Annotated in this window: 13 protein-coding genes; 4 read left to right on the top strand and 9 right to left on the bottom strand. The window is 65.4% G+C overall.

What is annotated here, in order from left to right; translation table 11 throughout:
- Window positions 1–122: 122 nt before the first annotated feature.
- Entirely contained in the window at window positions 123–806 is a 684-nt protein-coding gene (locus B2U07_RS13580) for a Crp/Fnr family transcriptional regulator (protein ID WP_296277137.1), read from the top strand.
- Between the two features lie 55 nt (window positions 807–861).
- Window positions 862–2850, top strand: coding sequence for an alkaline phosphatase family protein (locus tag B2U07_RS13575; protein WP_296277136.1), 1989 nt, complete (start codon window positions 862–864; stop codon window positions 2848–2850).
- Between the two features lie 68 nt (window positions 2851–2918).
- Here B2U07_RS13575 and ycaC read toward each other — a convergent pair whose 3' ends face one another.
- Window positions 2919–3548, bottom strand: a complete 630-nt coding sequence (gene ycaC / locus B2U07_RS13570) for an isochorismate family cysteine hydrolase YcaC (RefSeq protein WP_017360479.1) — start codon at window positions 3546–3548, stop codon at window positions 2919–2921.
- A gap of 155 nt (window positions 3549–3703) precedes the next feature.
- Between ycaC and B2U07_RS13565 the strand changes: the two genes are divergently transcribed.
- On the top strand, window positions 3704–4609 hold the full coding sequence (locus tag B2U07_RS13565) for a LysR family transcriptional regulator (RefSeq protein ID WP_197858580.1): 906 nt from the start codon (window positions 3704–3706) through the stop codon (window positions 4607–4609).
- A gap of 87 nt (window positions 4610–4696) precedes the next feature.
- Here B2U07_RS13565 and B2U07_RS13560 read toward each other — a convergent pair whose 3' ends face one another.
- The 4 genes from B2U07_RS13560 to B2U07_RS13545 form a co-directional block, all read right to left on the bottom strand.
- Window positions 4697–6319, bottom strand: a complete 1623-nt coding sequence (locus B2U07_RS13560) for an MFS transporter (RefSeq protein ID WP_296277135.1) — start codon at window positions 6317–6319, stop codon at window positions 4697–4699.
- 77 nt (window positions 6320–6396) lie between these two features.
- Window positions 6397–8238: an amidohydrolase gene (locus B2U07_RS13555; RefSeq protein WP_296277134.1), complete on the bottom strand. Its 1842-nt coding sequence runs from the start codon at window positions 8236–8238 to the stop codon at window positions 6397–6399.
- A gap of 137 nt (window positions 8239–8375) precedes the next feature.
- Complete coding sequence (locus B2U07_RS13550) at window positions 8376–8954, bottom strand: antibiotic biosynthesis monooxygenase (RefSeq protein WP_296277133.1); 579 nt, start codon at window positions 8952–8954, stop codon at window positions 8376–8378.
- Between the two features lie 65 nt (window positions 8955–9019).
- The gene (locus B2U07_RS13545) at window positions 9020–9706 is read right to left on the bottom strand and encodes a hydrolase (RefSeq protein ID WP_197858577.1); all 687 of its coding nucleotides are present in this window, start codon (window positions 9704–9706) and stop codon (window positions 9020–9022) included.
- Between the two features lie 262 nt (window positions 9707–9968).
- On the opposite strand from B2U07_RS13545, the gene B2U07_RS13540 reads away from it, so the two are divergent.
- Window positions 9969–10430: a RidA family protein gene (locus B2U07_RS13540; RefSeq protein ID WP_296277132.1), complete on the top strand. Its 462-nt coding sequence runs from the start codon at window positions 9969–9971 to the stop codon at window positions 10428–10430.
- Here the strand turns inward: B2U07_RS13540 and B2U07_RS13535 are convergent.
- From B2U07_RS13535 to B2U07_RS13520, 4 genes are all read right to left on the bottom strand, one after another.
- On the bottom strand, window positions 10427–11422 hold the full coding sequence (locus tag B2U07_RS13535; protein ID WP_296277131.1) for a LysR family transcriptional regulator: 996 nt from the start codon (window positions 11420–11422) through the stop codon (window positions 10427–10429). The genes B2U07_RS13540 and B2U07_RS13535 overlap by 4 nt on opposite strands.
- 92 nt (window positions 11423–11514) lie before the next feature.
- On the bottom strand, window positions 11515–12822 hold the full coding sequence (locus tag B2U07_RS13530; protein ID WP_296277130.1) for an NAD(P)/FAD-dependent oxidoreductase: 1308 nt from the start codon (window positions 12820–12822) through the stop codon (window positions 11515–11517).
- A 214-nt stretch (window positions 12823–13036) separates the two neighbouring features.
- Window positions 13037–14404, bottom strand: coding sequence for a glutamine synthetase family protein (locus B2U07_RS13525; RefSeq protein ID WP_296277129.1), 1368 nt, complete (start codon window positions 14402–14404; stop codon window positions 13037–13039).
- Between the two features lie 436 nt (window positions 14405–14840).
- A complete protein-coding gene (locus B2U07_RS13520) occupies window positions 14841–16346 on the bottom strand; it encodes a methyl-accepting chemotaxis protein (RefSeq protein ID WP_419096346.1) in 1506 nt (501 codons plus the stop codon).
- Between the last annotated feature and the right edge of the window lie 190 nt (window positions 16347–16536).

Below are 16536 nucleotides of genomic sequence, written 5' to 3'. Positions count from 1 at the left end.
TTATCGTCCTCATATGTGAAACAGGCCCGAGCATGATCACCTCGCCGCCGCTCGTCGCACTGTCGGCTAGCCGACAAATGGCAGGGATCGCCGCACCACCGCGCAACCGTCCAGGAACCGTAATGCCCGATCCGCATCATTACTTCAGCCAGTTGAACCAGGGCCACTGGTTCGCCGCACTGCCTCCGGCGCTGAGCCAGAGCCTGCTGGACATGGCCCAGGTGCAGCGTCTGGACGCCGGTCAGCGGCTGTTTCGTCGTGGCGACAAGCCCAGCGGGCTTTATGCGGTGGTGGAAGGGGCGGTGCGCGTCGGCGCCGTCAGCGAGAACGGCAAGGAGGCGCTGCTGACCCTGATCGAGCCGCCTTACTGGTTCGGCGAAATTTCCCTGTTCGATGGCCTGCCGCGCACCCACGATGCCTTCACCGAAAGCGCCAGCACCCTGCTGCTGCTGCCCCAGCATGAACTGCTCGCGCTGCTCGAGCGCGAGCCGCAGTACTGGCGCGACTTCGCCCTGCTGATGAGCCACAAGCTGCGTCTGGCCTTCGTCGCCCTGGAGGACATGAGCCTGCTGCCGGCCGCACCACGCCTGGCCCGGCGCCTGTTGCTGATCGCCGAGAACTACGGCGAGAGCGAACCTCGCCGCGTGCTGCACCTGGCCCAGGAACAGCTGGCGCTGATGCTCTCGCTGTCGCGCCAGACCACCAACCAGATTCTCAAGGAGTTGCAGGCGCAGGGCGTGGTCCAGCTGACCTACGGCGAGATCGAGATTCTCGACTTAGAGCGCCTGCGCCAGCTGGCCGCCTGAACTGCTGGCGCCCTGCCACTGTCCAAGGCCTGTATTTTTTCCGGTAGCCACCTGCATGTCCGATAACCCCCACCACTCGTCACCCGATGTTCTCGCCGGCCCGCTGCTGCGGCGCATGGAGCCTGGCCGGCTGGTGCTCTGGCTGGTGGCCAGTCGGGCGCTGGACCTGCAACTGTGGCTGCAAGCCGATGGCGAACAGCCGCGCACTCTGAGCCTCGACGCCCATTGCCAGCGCCTGCCGCTGGGCCGCCACGCCGTGCTGCACCTGATCGACCTGCCGCTTGAGCAGGCGCTGCGGCAGGACGTGCGCATCGCCTATGACCTGCAGATCGTTGCGGACCAAGGCACTCGCGGCATGGCCGACTGGGCGCCGCACCTGCTCTACGAGGGCGCCGAACATGCCGATTTCGTCCTGCGCTCACGGGTCGACCAGCTCCTGCATGGCTCCTGTCGCAGACCGCACCACGCCGCCACTGACGGCCTGCTGTGCGCCGACCGTCTGCTGGCCGAGCAGCCCGAAGCCAACCAGCGCCCTGCCCTGTTGCTGATGAGTGGCGACCAGGTGTACGTCGACGACGTCGCCGGGCCGATGCTGTGCGCCATTCACCAACTGATCGCCCGCCTCGGTCTGTTTGACGAGTTCCTCGAAGGCGCCGTGGTGGAGGACAGCCAGGCGCTTTACGGCCACTCGGTTGGCTACTACCAGCGCGCTGAACTGCTGCCGGCGGTGAAGAGCAATCAGACCCTGCGCGACAAGTTCTTCGGCGGTGTGGAAAAGCCGGTATTCACCACCAGCAGCGCCGACAACCACCTGGTGACCTTCGCCGAGATGATCGCCATGTACCTGCTGGTCTGGTCGCCAGTGCCCTGGACCCTGATCACGGAAGACCAGCCGCCGCTGGACGAGCAACAACAGCAGCGTTACGCCGATGAGCGCCTGCGCATCGACGCTTTTCGCCAGACCCTCGGCCAGGCGGCTCGGGCGTTCGCCCACCTGCCGACGCTGATGATCTTCGACGACCACGACGTCACCGACGACTGGAACCTCTCCGCGCGCTGGGAGCAGACCGCCTACGGCCACCCCTTCTCCAAGCGCATCATCGGCAACGCCCTGCTCGCCTACCTGTTGTGCCAGGGCTGGGGCAACAACCCGGACGTGTTCGAGCAGCCGCTGCAAGCCTTCAGCGACCTGTTGCAGCAGCGCCAGGATGACCACCTTCAGGCCGAGATGCAGGACGCGTTGATCGACCAACTGCAACAGTTCGAACAGTGGCACTACGTGCTGCCGACCACTCCGGCGCTGCTGGTGCTCGATACGCGCACGCGCCGCTGGCGCAGCGAAGGGCACCTGTCGAAACCCTCGGGACTGATGGACTGGGAAGCGCTGTGCGACTTCCAGCAGGCGCTGCTCGACCACCCCAGCTGCATCATCGTCTCGCCGGCACCGATGTTTGGCGTGAAGCTGATCGAGGGCATTCAGAAGCTGTTCACCTACGCCGGCCACCCGCTGATGGTCGATGCGGAGAACTGGATGGCCCATCGCGGCGCAGCGCGGGTGATGATGAACATCTTCCGCCACTCGCGCACGCCAAGGGATTTCGTCATCCTCTCTGGCGACGTGCACTACTCCTTCGTCTACCGCGTGAGCATCCGCCACAAACGCGCCAGCCCGACCATCTGGCAGATCACCAGCAGCGGCATCAAGAACGAATTTCCGCCCAGGCTGCTGGACTGGTTCGACCGCCTCAACCGCTGGCTCTACGCGCCATGGTCGCCGCTCAACTGGCTGACCAAGCGCCGGCGCATGCGCGTCACCCCGCTGATTCCCGACCGCAGCCGTGCCGGCGAACGCCTGTGGAACGGCGCCGGCCTCGGCCAGGTGTTCTTCGACGACCAGGGCCGGCCCACGCGCATCATGCAGCTCAATGCCGATGGCTCACCGCCCGCCACCTTCGTCGCCGAGCGCGAATCCGCTCCGGCAACGACGGCGCAGGCCAGCCCCGGAAATCGTGGCACTGTGACCAGGGACGAGCATCTGCGCTGAGCAAACGAAAGAACCGCCCATAAAAAAACCGGAGCCTTTGCAGGCTCCGGTTCGGTTTCAGGCTTGGATCACTTGCCAGCGGTCAGCGCGTTGTAGCTGGTCATCAGGTTGCGGTAGTCCGGGATGTGATCGGTGCAGATCTTGGCCAGGCCTTCCACGTCGTTGCGCCAGTCGCGGTGCAGCTCGCAGGCAACGGCGAACCAGTTCATCAGTTGCGCGCCGGCCTGGGTCATACGCTGCCACGCCGAGTCACGGGTGATCTGGTTGAAGGTGCCGGAAGCATCGGTGACCACGAACACGTCGAAGCCTTCCTCGATGGCCGACAGCGCCGGAAACGCCACGCAGACTTCGGTCACCACACCGGCGATGATCAGTTGCTTCTTGCCGGTCGCCTTGATCGCCTTGACGAAGTCTTCGTTGTCCCAGGCGTTGATCTGACCAGGGCGGGCGATGTACGGCGCGTCCGGGAACATTTCCTTCAGCTCCGGCATCAGCGGGCCGTTGGGGCCGGTTTCGAAGCTGGTGGTAAGGATGGTCGGCAGGTTGAAGAACTTGGCCAGATCAGCCAGCGCCAGCACGTTGTTCTTGAACTTGTCCGGCTCGATGTCGCGCACCAGCGAGAGCAGGCCGGCCTGGTGGTCGACCAGCAGAACGACGGCGTTGTCTTTGTCCAGGCGATTATAGGTGGCGTTGGTCATGGTGAAGTCCTCGAATTGTTTTCAATGTGCCGGCTGCACCGGTGAGTGGGTTTTCGTTCAGCAGTGCGTCACTGCATGGAAGAAAGATTAAATTCGAGACCCTTCTCGACTAGACTGCGAAATTCGCCTCTAGCGTTCCATTTGGAGAACGATCAATGGAAGACCTCAACAGCCTCTACTACTTCACCCAAGTGGTGGAGCAAGGCGGCTTCGCCGCGGCGGGGCGCGCGCTGGACATACCCAAGTCCAAGCTTAGCCGGCGTATCGCCCAACTCGAGGAGCGCCTCGGCGTGCGCCTGCTGCACCGCACCAGCCGGCACCTGTCGCTCACCGAGATCGGCCAGGCGTACTACCAGCGCTGCCTGGCCATGCGCGTGGAGGCCGAAGGCGCGGCGGAGGTGATCGAGCGCAACCGCGCCGAGCCGCGCGGCCTGGTGCGCCTGGCCTGCCCGACGACGCTGCTCAATTCCTGGGTGGGGCCGATGCTGACCCGCTACATGCTCAAGTACCCGTTGGTGGAGCTGTACATCGAGAGCACCAACCGCCGCGTGGATCTGCTGCATGAAGGCTTCGACGTGGCCTTGCGGGTACGTTTTCCCCCGCTGGAAAACACCGACATGGTGATGAAGGTGCTCGCCGCCAGCACCCAGTGCCTGGTCGGTCACCCGGATCTGCTGGCTTCGCTGCCGAAAGATTTCCAGCCCGAGGAACTGGGACGCCTGCCGAGCCTGCACTGGGGCGGCGCGCAGCGCGACTACCAGTGGGAGCTGCTCGGCCCGGACGACGGCAAACTGGTGATCGCGCACCAGCCGCGGATGATCACCGATGACCTGCGCGCTCTGCGCAATGGCGCGCTGGCCGGCGTGGGTATCGTCCACCTGCCCTGTGTAGCCGTGCGCGAAGACGTCGCGGCCGGCAAGCTGGTGGAGATGCTGCCGGGCTGGGCGCCGAAGTGCGGCATCGTCCACGCCATCTTCCCCTCACGGCGCGGCCTGCTGCCCTCGGTGCGCACCCTGATCGATTTCCTCGCCGAGGAATTCAGCCAGAGCGACATGGCCTAGAAATGCCGAAGGCGCCGTCAGCCAGGGCTAACGGCGCCTTCGGCGCATAAAGATAAGCCGCCCAGCGGGTGCAGGACGGCCATGGTGTCACGACGCGGCCTGGCCAACCTCGGCAGACTGAGCGGCCTGCCGGGCCGGCATCAGGAAGTGGTCGATGCGGATCGCCACACCGGCGGTCTGGAACTGCCGGGCGGCAGCCTCGATGCGTTGCTCGGCGCGCGTCACCCGGCCGTGGTGGCGCAGATGCTCGAGCCAGGACTCGTCGAAGAAGAACTCCTGCCAGTGCCGCGGGTTCTCGCTGTTCTGCACCAGCCCCCAGGAGAACGCGCCGTTGCGCCGACGCATGCGCGCCACCTCGTTCATCGCCTGGCGGAAGGCGGCAACCTGCTCGGCAGCGATGTCGTAGTGCAGGGTAATCATCACCGGACCGCGCTCGAGATCGGCTTCGTCGGCCAGAATCGGCGCTGGCCAATGCAGCGAGGGTGCCAGGTCTTCGCTTTCGGTGACCGGCAGCGGGAACCTGGCGCTCAGCAGCAGGCCCAGCACCAGGCAGCCGGCGGCCGCGAACAGCGCCAGCGGAATCGACGCATGGCTGGCGACGAAACCCCAGAGCGCGCCACCGGCAGCCATGCTGCCGAAAAACACCAGGATGTACACCGACAGCGCCCGTGCGCGCACCCAGTCCGGCACAGAGGTCTGCGCAGCGACCTGGAGGCTGGACAGCACGGCGATCCACGCCGCGCCGCTGAGCAGCATCACCGGCAGCAAGGCGGCGAAGTGGCGCACGCTGGCCAGGGCCAGCAGCACCAGGGCGTAGAGCAGGCTGGCCAGCAGCACCAGGCGATCGCTGCTGATGCGCTCGCGAATACGCGGCAACAGGGTGGCGCCGAGAACGGCACCGACGCCGACGCTGCCGAGCATCAGGCCGAAGTCGCTGGCGCTGCCCTGCAACTCGCCACGCACGATCAGTGGCAGCAGCGACATGCCGGCGCTGGCACCGACGAAGAACGCCGCCGCGCGCACCAATACCGCCTGCAAGGGCTTCGAGGCGCGGCTGTAGCGCCAACCGGCGCGCATCGCGCCCAGCAGACGTTCGGCCGGGAAGGTAGCGACCTGGCGCTCGCGTTTCCAGGTCAGCAGCACGGTCATGACCGCGAAGAACGACAGGGCATTGAGGGCGAAGGTCGCCCAGGGGCCGCTGAGGCTGACCAGCACGCCGGCGATGGCCGGGCCGAGCGCGCGGGCGACGTTGATGCCGAGGCTGGACAGGGCGATGGCCGAGGGCAGGTCGCGCTTGTTCACCAATTCCGGGGTCAGCGCCGACCAGGCCGGCATCATCAGCGCGGTGCCGACGCCCATGGCCAGAGTCATGCCCAGCAGCAACCAGACACTGGTTAGCCCGAGCAGGGTCAGCGTCGCCAGCGCAGTGGCCACGGCGGCCATCCACAGCTGCACACCCAGCAGGTAGCGGCGCTTGTCGACGATATCGGCCATGGCGCCGGCCGGCAGTGCCAGGAGGAACATCGGCGCCGAGCCGGCGACCTGCACCAGCGCGACGTGCATGGGGTTGGCCGACAGGCTGGTCATCAGCCAGCCGGCGCCGACTTCATGCATCCAGGTGCCGATGTTCGAGGCGATGCTGGCCAGCCACAGCCAGCGGAAGGTCTTGTGATTGAGCGCGCCCCAGGGCGACGGCTTGGCGGTGTTCATGTCAGAGCAGGCCTTGTCGTGGGTATTTTAGAATTCGGCGCACTGCGGCCAGCCCGGACGAGCTGGCCGCAGCGGGTTCAGAAGGCGAAGCAGGAGCAGCCGAACGCGCCCCAGAAGCCCTGATGGTCGCTGACCGGCACGCTGCTGCGGCGCGCGCGGTCATGCTGGTGCTCATGCACGGCGCAGGAGCCGATGCACTGGTGGATGCTCGCGCTCAGCGGCGCGGCATTCGGGCTCCAGTGGCCGGGCACCAGGGCCACCGGCGACCAGTCCGGCATCACCGGCACGGTCGGCGGCGCCAGCTTGTCGAACTCGCTGGCGGCGTGCACCACCTTGCCGCCGACCACGGTGAGCACCGATTCCAGCCACTTGATCTGCTCTTCCTCGACGCTGAAAAAGTCCGCGGTCAGTGCCACCAGGTCGGCGAGCTGGCCAACCTTGATCTGGCCTTTCTTGCCCTGCTCGCTGGAGAACCAGGCGCTGCCGTGGGTGAACAGCTGCAGCGCGGTGGCGCGTGGCAGGCCCTGCGGGTAGAGCGTGGTGCCGCCGACGGTCTTGCCGCTGACCAGCCAGTACAGCGCGGTCCAAGGGTTGTAGCTGGCCACACGGGTGGCGTCGGTGCCGGCGCCGACCGGCACGCCCTCGGCCAGCATGCGCTGGATCGGCGGCGTGGCTTCCGCCGCCTTGGCGCCGTAGCGGTCGATAAAGTACTCGCCCTGGAATGCCATGCGGTGCTGGATGGCGATGCCGCCGCCGAGGGCACGCACCCGCTCGATGTTGCGCGGGCTGATGGTCTCGGCGTGGTCGAACAGCCAGGGCAGGCCATTGAAGGGGATGTCGCGGTCGACCTTCTCGAACACGTCGAGCATGCGCGAGATGGATTCGTCGTAAGTGGCATGCAGGCGGAACGGCCAGCGCTGCTCGACCAGATGACGCACCACCGGCTCCAGATCGGCTTCCATATTCGGCGCCAGGTCCGGGCGCGGCTCGAGGAAATCCTCGAAGTCGGCAGCGGAGAACACCAGCATTTCGCCAGCGCCGTTGTGGCGCAGGAAGTCATCGCCCTGGTGCAACTTGACGCTGCCGGTCCAGTTCTTGAAGTCGGTCAGCTCTTCCTTGGGCTTCTGGGTGAACAGGTTGTAGGCGATGCGCACGGTGAGCTGGTCCTTGTCGGCCAGTTCCTGGATCACCTGATAGTCGTCCGGATAGTTCTGGAAACCACCGCCGGCATCGATGGCGCTGGTCACGCCCAGGCGATTGAGTTCGCGCATGAACTGGCGGGTCGAGTTGACCTGGTATTCCAGCGGCAGCTTCGGCCCCTTGGCCAGGGTGGCGTAGAGGATCATCGCGTTGGGGCGGGCGATCAGCATGCCGGTCGGGTTGCCGTTAGCGTCGCGCTGAATCTCCCCGCCCGGCGGGTTGGGGGTGTTCTTGTCGTAGCCCACGGCGCGCAGTGCGGCGCGATTGAGCAGCGCACGGTCGTACAGATGGAGGATGAATACCGGCGTATCCGGCGCCGCGCGGTTGATCTCTTCCAGGGTCGGCATGCGTTTTTCGGCGAACTGGAACTCGGTCCAGCCACCGACCACACGCACCCACTGCGGCGTCGGCGTACGGTCGGCCTGGGCCTTGAGCATGCGCAGCGCTTCGGCCACGGACGGCACGCCTTCCCAGCGCAGCTCCAGGTTGTAGTTCAGCCCGCCGCGGATCAGGTGCAGGTGCGAGTCGTTGAGGCCCGGGATCACCGTGCGCTTTTGCAGATCGACGATCTTGGTCGCGTCACCGCGCATGGCCATGGCCTCGGCGTCACTGCCAACGGCGATGAAGCGGCCGTCCTTGATGGCAACGGCGCTGGCATGTGGCTTTTCGGGATCGACCGTGTGCAGACGACCGTTGAACAGGATGAGATCGGCGCTCATGGAGCCTCCTTGGGAGCGGATGGAAGAGGTACTGGCGAAAGCGGAAAAAGGCAGGGCAGAGTACACGGCCGCGGCGGCGCCCAATACGCCACCGGCAGCCAAGATGCGCCGGCGCTTTTCATCATATGAATCGGTGCTCATCGAAGTGGCTCCTGGCCGTGAGGCCTCAGCCAGGCGGCAAATGCCCGCGTGGCCATGGGCATGAACAGATACACCACGAGCAGGACGATGCTCAGGGTGATCAACACTTTGCTCAGCAGCGAGCCTGCAAGCCATGGAAGCATAGTGAATACCGGCTGCCACAGCGCCGGCACCAGCAGGCTCAGCGGCATGATCACCAGGAAGGTGACGATCGCCTGCTTCCAGCGCGGCGGCGGCTGCACGGCGTCACGCGGCACGAACCAGAAATCCTTGCCCAGCAACACCTCGGTGTCGTCGCCAGCGCGCAACAGCGGCTGCACGTCGGCGACCAGTTGCTTGCGCGCCTCGGAGTCGAGCCAGCCCTGCATGTGCTGCAGCTGGTCAAAACGCAAAACGCAGGTGAAGTGCACCAGGCCACCCTGGCGCTCGCGCGCGACGTCGACACCCAGGTGGCCAGCGCAAGCGCCGGCGATATCGATGATCTGGCGCAGCCAGGTTTCGTAACGTTGCTCATGTTGCTGCTGCACCTGGTGACGCACCACCAGCGTGACGGTATCGGCTTGCATCGGGTTCATTTCGGCTGTCTCCGCATCTGCTGCGAGTTGGGGCCAGCCTCCGCCGTGCAGAGGCTGGCATCGGCTCAGATAGGTGCGGCGACAGGGGCCAGGGTCGGGCCGTGCTGCACGCGCTCGGGCGCCTTGTGGACCATGGTGTAGGCGTAGTCGACGCCCATGCCGTAGGCACCGGAGTGCTCCTTGACCAGGTTCATGACGGCATCGTAGGTATCGCGGTTCTTCCAGTCGCGCTGCCATTCCAGCAACACCTGCTGCCAGGTCACCGGCACCACGCCGGCCTGGATCATGCGCTGCATGGCGTAGTCGTGCGCCGCCTGGGTGGTGCCGCCGGAAGCGTCGGCGACCATGTAGATCTCGTAGCCCGCGTCGTGCATGGCGGACAGGGCGAAGGTGGTGTTGCATACCTCGGTCCACAGGCCGGAGACGATGATCTTGTTGCGGCCGTTCTTCTTCAGCGCGTCACGCACTTTCTGGTCGTCCCAGGAGTTCATCGAGGTGCGCTCGAGGATCGGCGCATCGGGGAATACGGCTAGCAGCTCAGGGTAGGTGTGGCCGGAGAAACTTTCGGTCTCGACCGTGGTGATGACGGTCGGCACGTTGAAAATCTTCGCCGCCTTGGCCAGGCCAACGGTGTTGTTCTTCAGGGTCTGGCGATCGATGCTCTGCACACCGAAGGCCATCTGCGGCTGCTGATCGATGAAGATCAGCTGGCTGTTGAAGGGAGTGAGGACTTCGGTTTTGACGTTGCTCATGGCGGTTACCTGTCTGTTGAACTGATTGTTGTTGGGAAAATATCCGGGTGCTCGTCTTTGCCCCGTTAGCGTCGTTGACTAGCTGGTCACGACCGGAACAGGTGCTCAAGTTAGCGGATCGACAGGCGTTTCGTTTGTGCATTTTTGCGCCTCCATGAGTGCAAAAATGCACCCTTGCAATTGACCGGGCGGTGCTAGCATTTTCCTCCCGACTACTCGGGAAGCCGCGAAATAGGCGGTCCTTACACTCAAGGAGAAGGCAATGGCAGCTTCACGTCCGTACAACGAAAACACCGCCTACTGGGGCGTTCCATGGGAAGACGCTTACGGCTATCCGCAGGCAAGGAAGGTGGGTAACGAAATCTTCGTCTCAGGCCAGTTCAACCACGACGAAAAAGGCAATTTGGTCGCGCCGGCGCCGCTGGATAACGAAGGCCGACCCAGCGATTTCTCGACCATGGGCGACCAGATGCGTAGCGCCTACGACAACATCGCCAAGCTGCTGGCGCTCTATGGCGCGACGCTCGAAGACGTCGTCGAAGAGACGCTGTTCGTCCTCGACATGGATGCGGCATTCGCCGTGGTTGGCAAAGTGCGCAAGGCGGCCTATGGCACCGAGCGGCCACAATGCGCCAGCAACATTATCGGCGTATCTCGGCTGGCGCAGCGGCCGCAACTGATCGAGATCGCCTGCCGGGCGGTGATCGGTGCACGCGCCGACTAAGTCCCGCTCCCGGTTTCGTCCAACGCAACCGGGAGAGCCCGCTGCCCTTCGATCAGCGCCTTCTGCTCGGCCACCGCAGCGGCGCAGAACGCCATGAACGCCTTGACCCGCCACGACTTGCGAATGTCCTGGTGGGTGAGCAGCCACAGCTCATCATGGAGCTCGGGCACCACCGGCCCGACGCGCACCAGCCCGGGCGTGATATCGCCCAGCATGCAGGGCAGAAAGCCGAAACCCAGCCCCGCGGCAATGGCGGCGCTCGCCGCCGCGACCGAGTCGGTACGGTAGGCAATGCACTCGGCCGCCACCCGGCATTCCAGATAACTCGCCGCTCTGAGGCCGGACAAGGCGCCGGAATACGACACCCAGGCGTGGCCGTCGAACGGGTCGGTGCCCGACACGTTTCCAGCGCGCCCGTACGACGCCCAGGCAATGATCGCCAGCTTGCGCCCGACCAGGCTTTCCCCCGGTTTTCTCGTAGCGCGCACGGCGATATCCGATTCGTCCCGGGCCAGGCTCAGGGTCTGGTTGCCAACCAGCACCTCGACCGCGATGCCTTCGTTGACGACCTTGAAGTCGGCGATGATGGGAGTGAGAAAATGCAGCAGCAACGAGTCGCTGGTGGTGATGCGCAGCTTGCCCTGTGGCCCCTGCCCCGCTCGCGACACACGCCGCGTGACGCTAACGATATCCAGTTCGACCCGCTCGCCGAGGGCGCGCAACTCTTCACCCTCGGCCGTGAGCATGTAGCCGGAGCGGCGATGGTCGAACATCGCCACACCGAGCGTCTTCTCCACCTGCGCCAGGCGGCGCGACACGGTCGAGACGTTGATGCCGAGCTTCTTCGCCGTGGCGGCGCGATTGCCGCACTCGCTCAGCGTCTTGATGATGCGCAGATCGTCCCAGGAAAGCTGGCTTACCGCTTCGCCCGCATCCCATTTGCCAGCAGGTACGCTCGGGCTCGATGAAGCACTTCTAGATGACGAACTCACGCCAGGGCATCCCAAATACGGTGTGCGCCCATCATACGAAAAGGCTATCGGCGAACCAAGGCAGCCCCGTCATCCGGGCCAACGCTGGACTTTCAGCGCAGCTTCTCCAGCATCTGGTAGTACCACATGCCGGCCGCCAGCATCGGGTTGCCGAGCTGATCGCCCAGCGGCACCTTGATGTGCTTGCAGGCGGCGAAGGTGTCGTACTGCTCCAGGTCGCCGGTGATGGCCTTGGCCATGATCTCGCCCATGATGTGGCTGGTGGCGATGCCGTGGCCGGAGTAGCCCTGGCAGTACCAGATGTTGGACGAGAGCTTGCCCAGCTGCGGGATGCGGTTCATCACGATGCCCATGGCGCAGCTCCATTGGAAGTCGATCGGCACGCCCTTGAGCTGCGGGAAGGTGCGCTCGATGCACGGACGCAGTTCACCGGCGATGTCTCGCGAATCACGCCCGGAATAGTTGGCACCACCGCCGAACAGCAGACGGCCGTCCGCGGTCAGGCGGTAATAATCGAGCACGAAGCGACAGTCGTATACGGCCAGGTCCTGCGGGTTGATCTCGCGGGCCAGCTCTCCCAGCGGCGCAGTGGTGACGATGCCGCCCATGGCCGGGAAGATCAGGCCCTTGAGTTTGCGCCGCTCCAGCTTGTGGTAGACGTCGCCAGCCAGCAGCACCTGCTTGGCCTCGATCCGCCCGCCCGTGGTAACCACCGCGGGACACGCGCCGTGAACGATCTCCAGCACCTCGGAATGCTCGAAGATCAGCGCGCCCAGGCTCTCGGCGGCCCTGGCCTCGCCGAGGCACAGGTTGAGCGGGTGCAGGTGCATGTTGCGGGTGTTCTTCAGCGCCCCGCAGTACAGCTCGCTGCCCAGTTGAGCACGCACGCCGGCGCCGTCGAGCAGCGTGACATCGCTCTCCATGCCACGGCGCAGCGCTTCATCGTAGGTCGCCTTGAGCTCGTCCATATGGCTGGGTTTCATCGCCGCATGCAGGTGACCGTGCTTGAGGTCGCAGTCGATGCCGTATTTGGCCACGCGGCTCTTGATGATCTCGTGGCCGCGCCAGCGCAGGTGCCAGATGAAGTCGTCCACCTCCTCGCCCAGCGTGTTGCGCATCTGCTTGCGCATGGCCTCGTCGCCGGAGAGGCTGCCGGTGACCTGGCCACCGTTGCGCCCGCTGGCACCCCAGCCGACCTTGTTGGTTTCCACCACGGCGACCTTGAGGCCGCGCTCGGCCAGCTCCACCGCCGTGGCGATGCCGGTGAAGCCGCCACCGATGATGGCCACGTCGACGGTTACGCTGCCCTGCAGCGTCGGGTAGTCGCTCTCGAAATTGAGCGAGGCCGAGTAGTAGGACGGCGCGCGCTCGGCGGCGGGTTTGACGGGTTGCTCGATCATGTTCATTGCATGTCCTTGCGGTGCGCATGCACCGATGAATCTGGGATCGCGGCTGAAGCCGCTCCTACCATGCTTAACCCGTAGGAACGGCTGGGGGCACTCCGCTTCAGCCGCGATGCTGTTCAGAATCCGTATTCGCGGACAAGTCCGCTCCCACAAGCCCCTGCTGCGCCCTGTGGGAGCGGCCTTGGCCGCGAAGCTGTTATCCCTCGACTCAGGCGTTACTCAGGTACCAGCGCCAATCCTGCTCGCCGACCTCACCCATGAACTGGCGATACTCGGCACGCTTGACCGCAAGAAAGACCTTGAGAAATGGCTCGCCGAAAGCCTCTCGCGCCCACTCGGAATGCTCCAGCGCGTGGATCGCGGCCGACCATTGGGTGGGCAAATGTTCTGTGGCCTGGGCATAACCGTTGCCCTCGATCGGCGCACCGGGATCGAGCTGTTCGCGAATGCCACGATGAATCCCGGCCAGAATCGCCGCGGCGGCGAGATAGGGGTTGGCATCGGCGCCGCAGATGCGGTGTTCGATGTGTCGGGTATTGGCCGGGCCACCGGGCACACGCAGGCTGACGGTGCGGTTATCCACACCCCAGGTGGGCGCCAGCGGCGCATAGCTGTTGGCCTGAAAACGGCGGTAGGAATTGGCGTTGGGGCAGAACAGCAGCAGCGAGTCGAGCAGGCTAGCAAGCATGCCACCGACGGTCTGGCGCAGCAGCGGCGTGCCGGCTGGGTCGTCACTGGCGAACAGGTTGGTACCCGCCACGTCGGCCAGGCTCACGTGCATATGCATGCCGGTGCCGGCGATCTCGGCAAATGGCTTGGCCATGAAGCAGGCCTGCATGCCATGGGCGTGAGCCACGCCCTTGACCAGACGCTTGTAGCGCACCGCCTGGTCCATGGCCGCCAGCGCCGGGCCATGCTCCAGGGTGATTTCCACCTGGCCGGGGGCGTATTCGGAAATTGCCGTGCGCACCGGGATGCCCTGCGCCTTGCACGCCGCGTAAAGGTCACGCAGGAAGGGTTCGATCTGCTCCAGCTCGCGCAAACCATAGACCTGGGTCTGTCGTGGGCGGCCGCCATCGGCGTCCAACGCCGGCTGCGGGCGCCCCTGGGCATCACGCTTCTGGTCGAGCAGGTAGAACTCCAGCTCGCAGGCCATCACCGGATGATAGCCGTCGGCCTCGAGTTGCTCGATCACCCGCACCAGCAGCTGCCGCGGATCGGCCGGCGTGGCCGGCAGGCCTTCGGTGGGGTGCATCGACACCTGCACGGCGGCGGTGGGGATCTGCCGCCAGGGCAGGCGCACCAGGCTGCCGGGCAGAGGATAGGCGCGGCAGTCGATATCGCCCACCTCCCAGACCAGGCCGGAATCCTCGACATCCTCACCCTGGATGGACAGGCCGAGCATGGTGCTCGGCAGCGGCCGGCCGCTCTGGTACAGCGCCAGCAGTTCCTCGCGGTGCAGCAGCTTGCCGCGCGGCACACCGTTGGCATCGAGGATAAACAACTCGATCAATTCGATATCGGGATTGCTGGCCAGGAATTCCTGGGCTTCCTGTACAGCAGCGAAAGTCGTCATATCGCACTCGCTTGCGCCAGTTGGGCGCTCGGTGTCCGCACGGCCCGTTCGACTCTCGAACAGGTGGCGCAGGCAGACAAATAGGCATCAGCGGCTGCGGACATGGCGCAGCCATCGGTGTCAGCGGGTGGGGACGGCGTCCGGCGGGCGCGCGTGGCGACAATGCCACAGCGCCCAGAAGGCGAGGATGATCGTCAGCAGCGGGTTGAGCCGCTCCAACAGGCGCCGCCGCGCAGGCGCGCGGTACAGCGGAACATGGACTTGGCAGGCCAGGGAGCTCATGGCTTGGCAGCGTCGCACAGGGTTTGACGTGCGTTAAATCGGGTTTTTCATACGCTTGGTTATGCGCTGGCTAAACAATCCTGCCCATGCAAACCAAATCGGACCGCAGGGTGCGCCGTGTGCGCACCATTAATCACACGACAGACAGCGCATCCTACGGCTCCGGCCGATAGCCCAGACGCAAACCACCCCAATGCCGCCCACGCACCATGATCGGCACCGACAGGTCGTGCATCAGCTCGCCGGTATCGCGCATGTAGGTCTGCAGCAATAGCGCCTGTGTGTGGCTGCCGCAACGGATGCCGGTGCGGTCGTTGAACAGGCGCTTGCCACGGCTGCGGGTGGCATCCAGCGCCGGGTCGCCGCTGGGCGGGTGGTTGAATGCGGCGTTATGGGTCGGCACGTAGCCTTCCGGCGTAGTGGAAATGGCGAATACCAGCCCTTCGTGGCGCTTGAGCAGAGGCTCCTGCAGCGCCGGCAGTACCTGATCGGCGTACTGGTCGAAGCGCGTACGGTATTTCTGCGGCTGGGTACCTGCGATGGGTTGGTAGTGGCGGTCGAACAGGTCGTCGAGGCTGATGCGACCACCCTGCAGGTCCTGCTCGAACTGTGCGGCGATGGCTGCCGCGCCTTCGCGGGCCAGGTCATAGGCGCGCTGGTGATAGTCGTCCAGGCCCACTTCGGCGAGCTGTTCGCTGACCGTCTCGGCCTGCCCGACCAGGTGATCGGCGGCAGCGGCCAGTTGCCGCGTCTGCCCCTCGCTGCCCTGCACGTCATCCTGCAGCTGCAGCGCGGCCGCCGACAGGCTGGCCAGGCGCTGGTGATTGTCGGCAGTGCCGGCGCTGATCTGCGCCACTTGCTGTTCGACCTCCTCGGCTTGATCGGCAATGCCGTGCAGGCGGCTGCCGGCCGTCTCGATCTGCTGCGCGGCCTGCTCCAGCTCGACGCTCTGACGCTGAATGTGGGCAACCACCGCCGTGCTCTGCTGGCGGATGTCGGCGATCATCTGGCTGACTTCCTCGGTGGCACTGGCGGTGCGCGCGGCGAGGTTGCGCACCTCGTCGGCGACCACGGCAAAACCACGGCCCATCTCACCGGCGCGCGCGGCCTCGATGGCGGCGTTGAGCGCCAGCAGGTTGGTCTGGCTGGCGATGGACTGGATCACCTGAGTGACCTGCTCGATCTGTTCGGTACGGCTGCCCAGACCGTCGATCAGCTCGCGGCTGGCCAGGGTCTGCGCGCTGAGCTGCTGCATGCGCTCGATGGCCTGGTTGAGCTCGGCCTGGCCGCTGGCACTGGCTTCACGCACATGCTGCGCGGCTGCCAGGGTGTGCTCGGCACGGGCGGCGCTGTCCTGCTCGGTATGGGTAATGGCCTCAGACGCCTGACTGACCTGCTGCACCGCCGCCAGTTGCGACTGCAGGCGCTCGGCCAGGTGCTTGACGGCATGGGCCACCCTGGCCGCGGACAACGCGTTGTGGCAGGTATGCCGCGACAGGCCGCGGCTGAGTTCGACGAAATCGGTAGCGACAGCCTGTTTCGCGGCGGGCGCGGCATCGTCACGGCGCTGCCAGGGGCCGAGCCACGGCCACAGCGCCAGCAACAGGAAGGACGGCACGCTGACGTAGACCGGCAGCTGCACCTGCTGGTAGACCAGCATCAGCGCGGCCAGCCCCAGGGCGTGAAGAAGACAGGCAACGGGTGAACGGACAAAGGCAGCTTGCATGACCGACCTCAGAGTTCTTGTTCTGGTGCGCGACGAGGCGCTGTAGGCGGACGGGGTCACGACGGGTTCCCTCCTGGAATATCCCACGCAACCTGGGCAGCAGGCTACGTGTACGACAGGCCCG

The organism is Pseudomonas sp. UBA7530 (assembly GCF_002479365.1).
In the GTDB taxonomy this organism is placed as follows: Bacteria; Pseudomonadota; Gammaproteobacteria; order Pseudomonadales; family Pseudomonadaceae; genus Aquipseudomonas.
The sequence above is the reverse complement of the archived record's forward strand: the minus strand, read 5'-3'. Positions and strand labels throughout refer to the sequence as shown.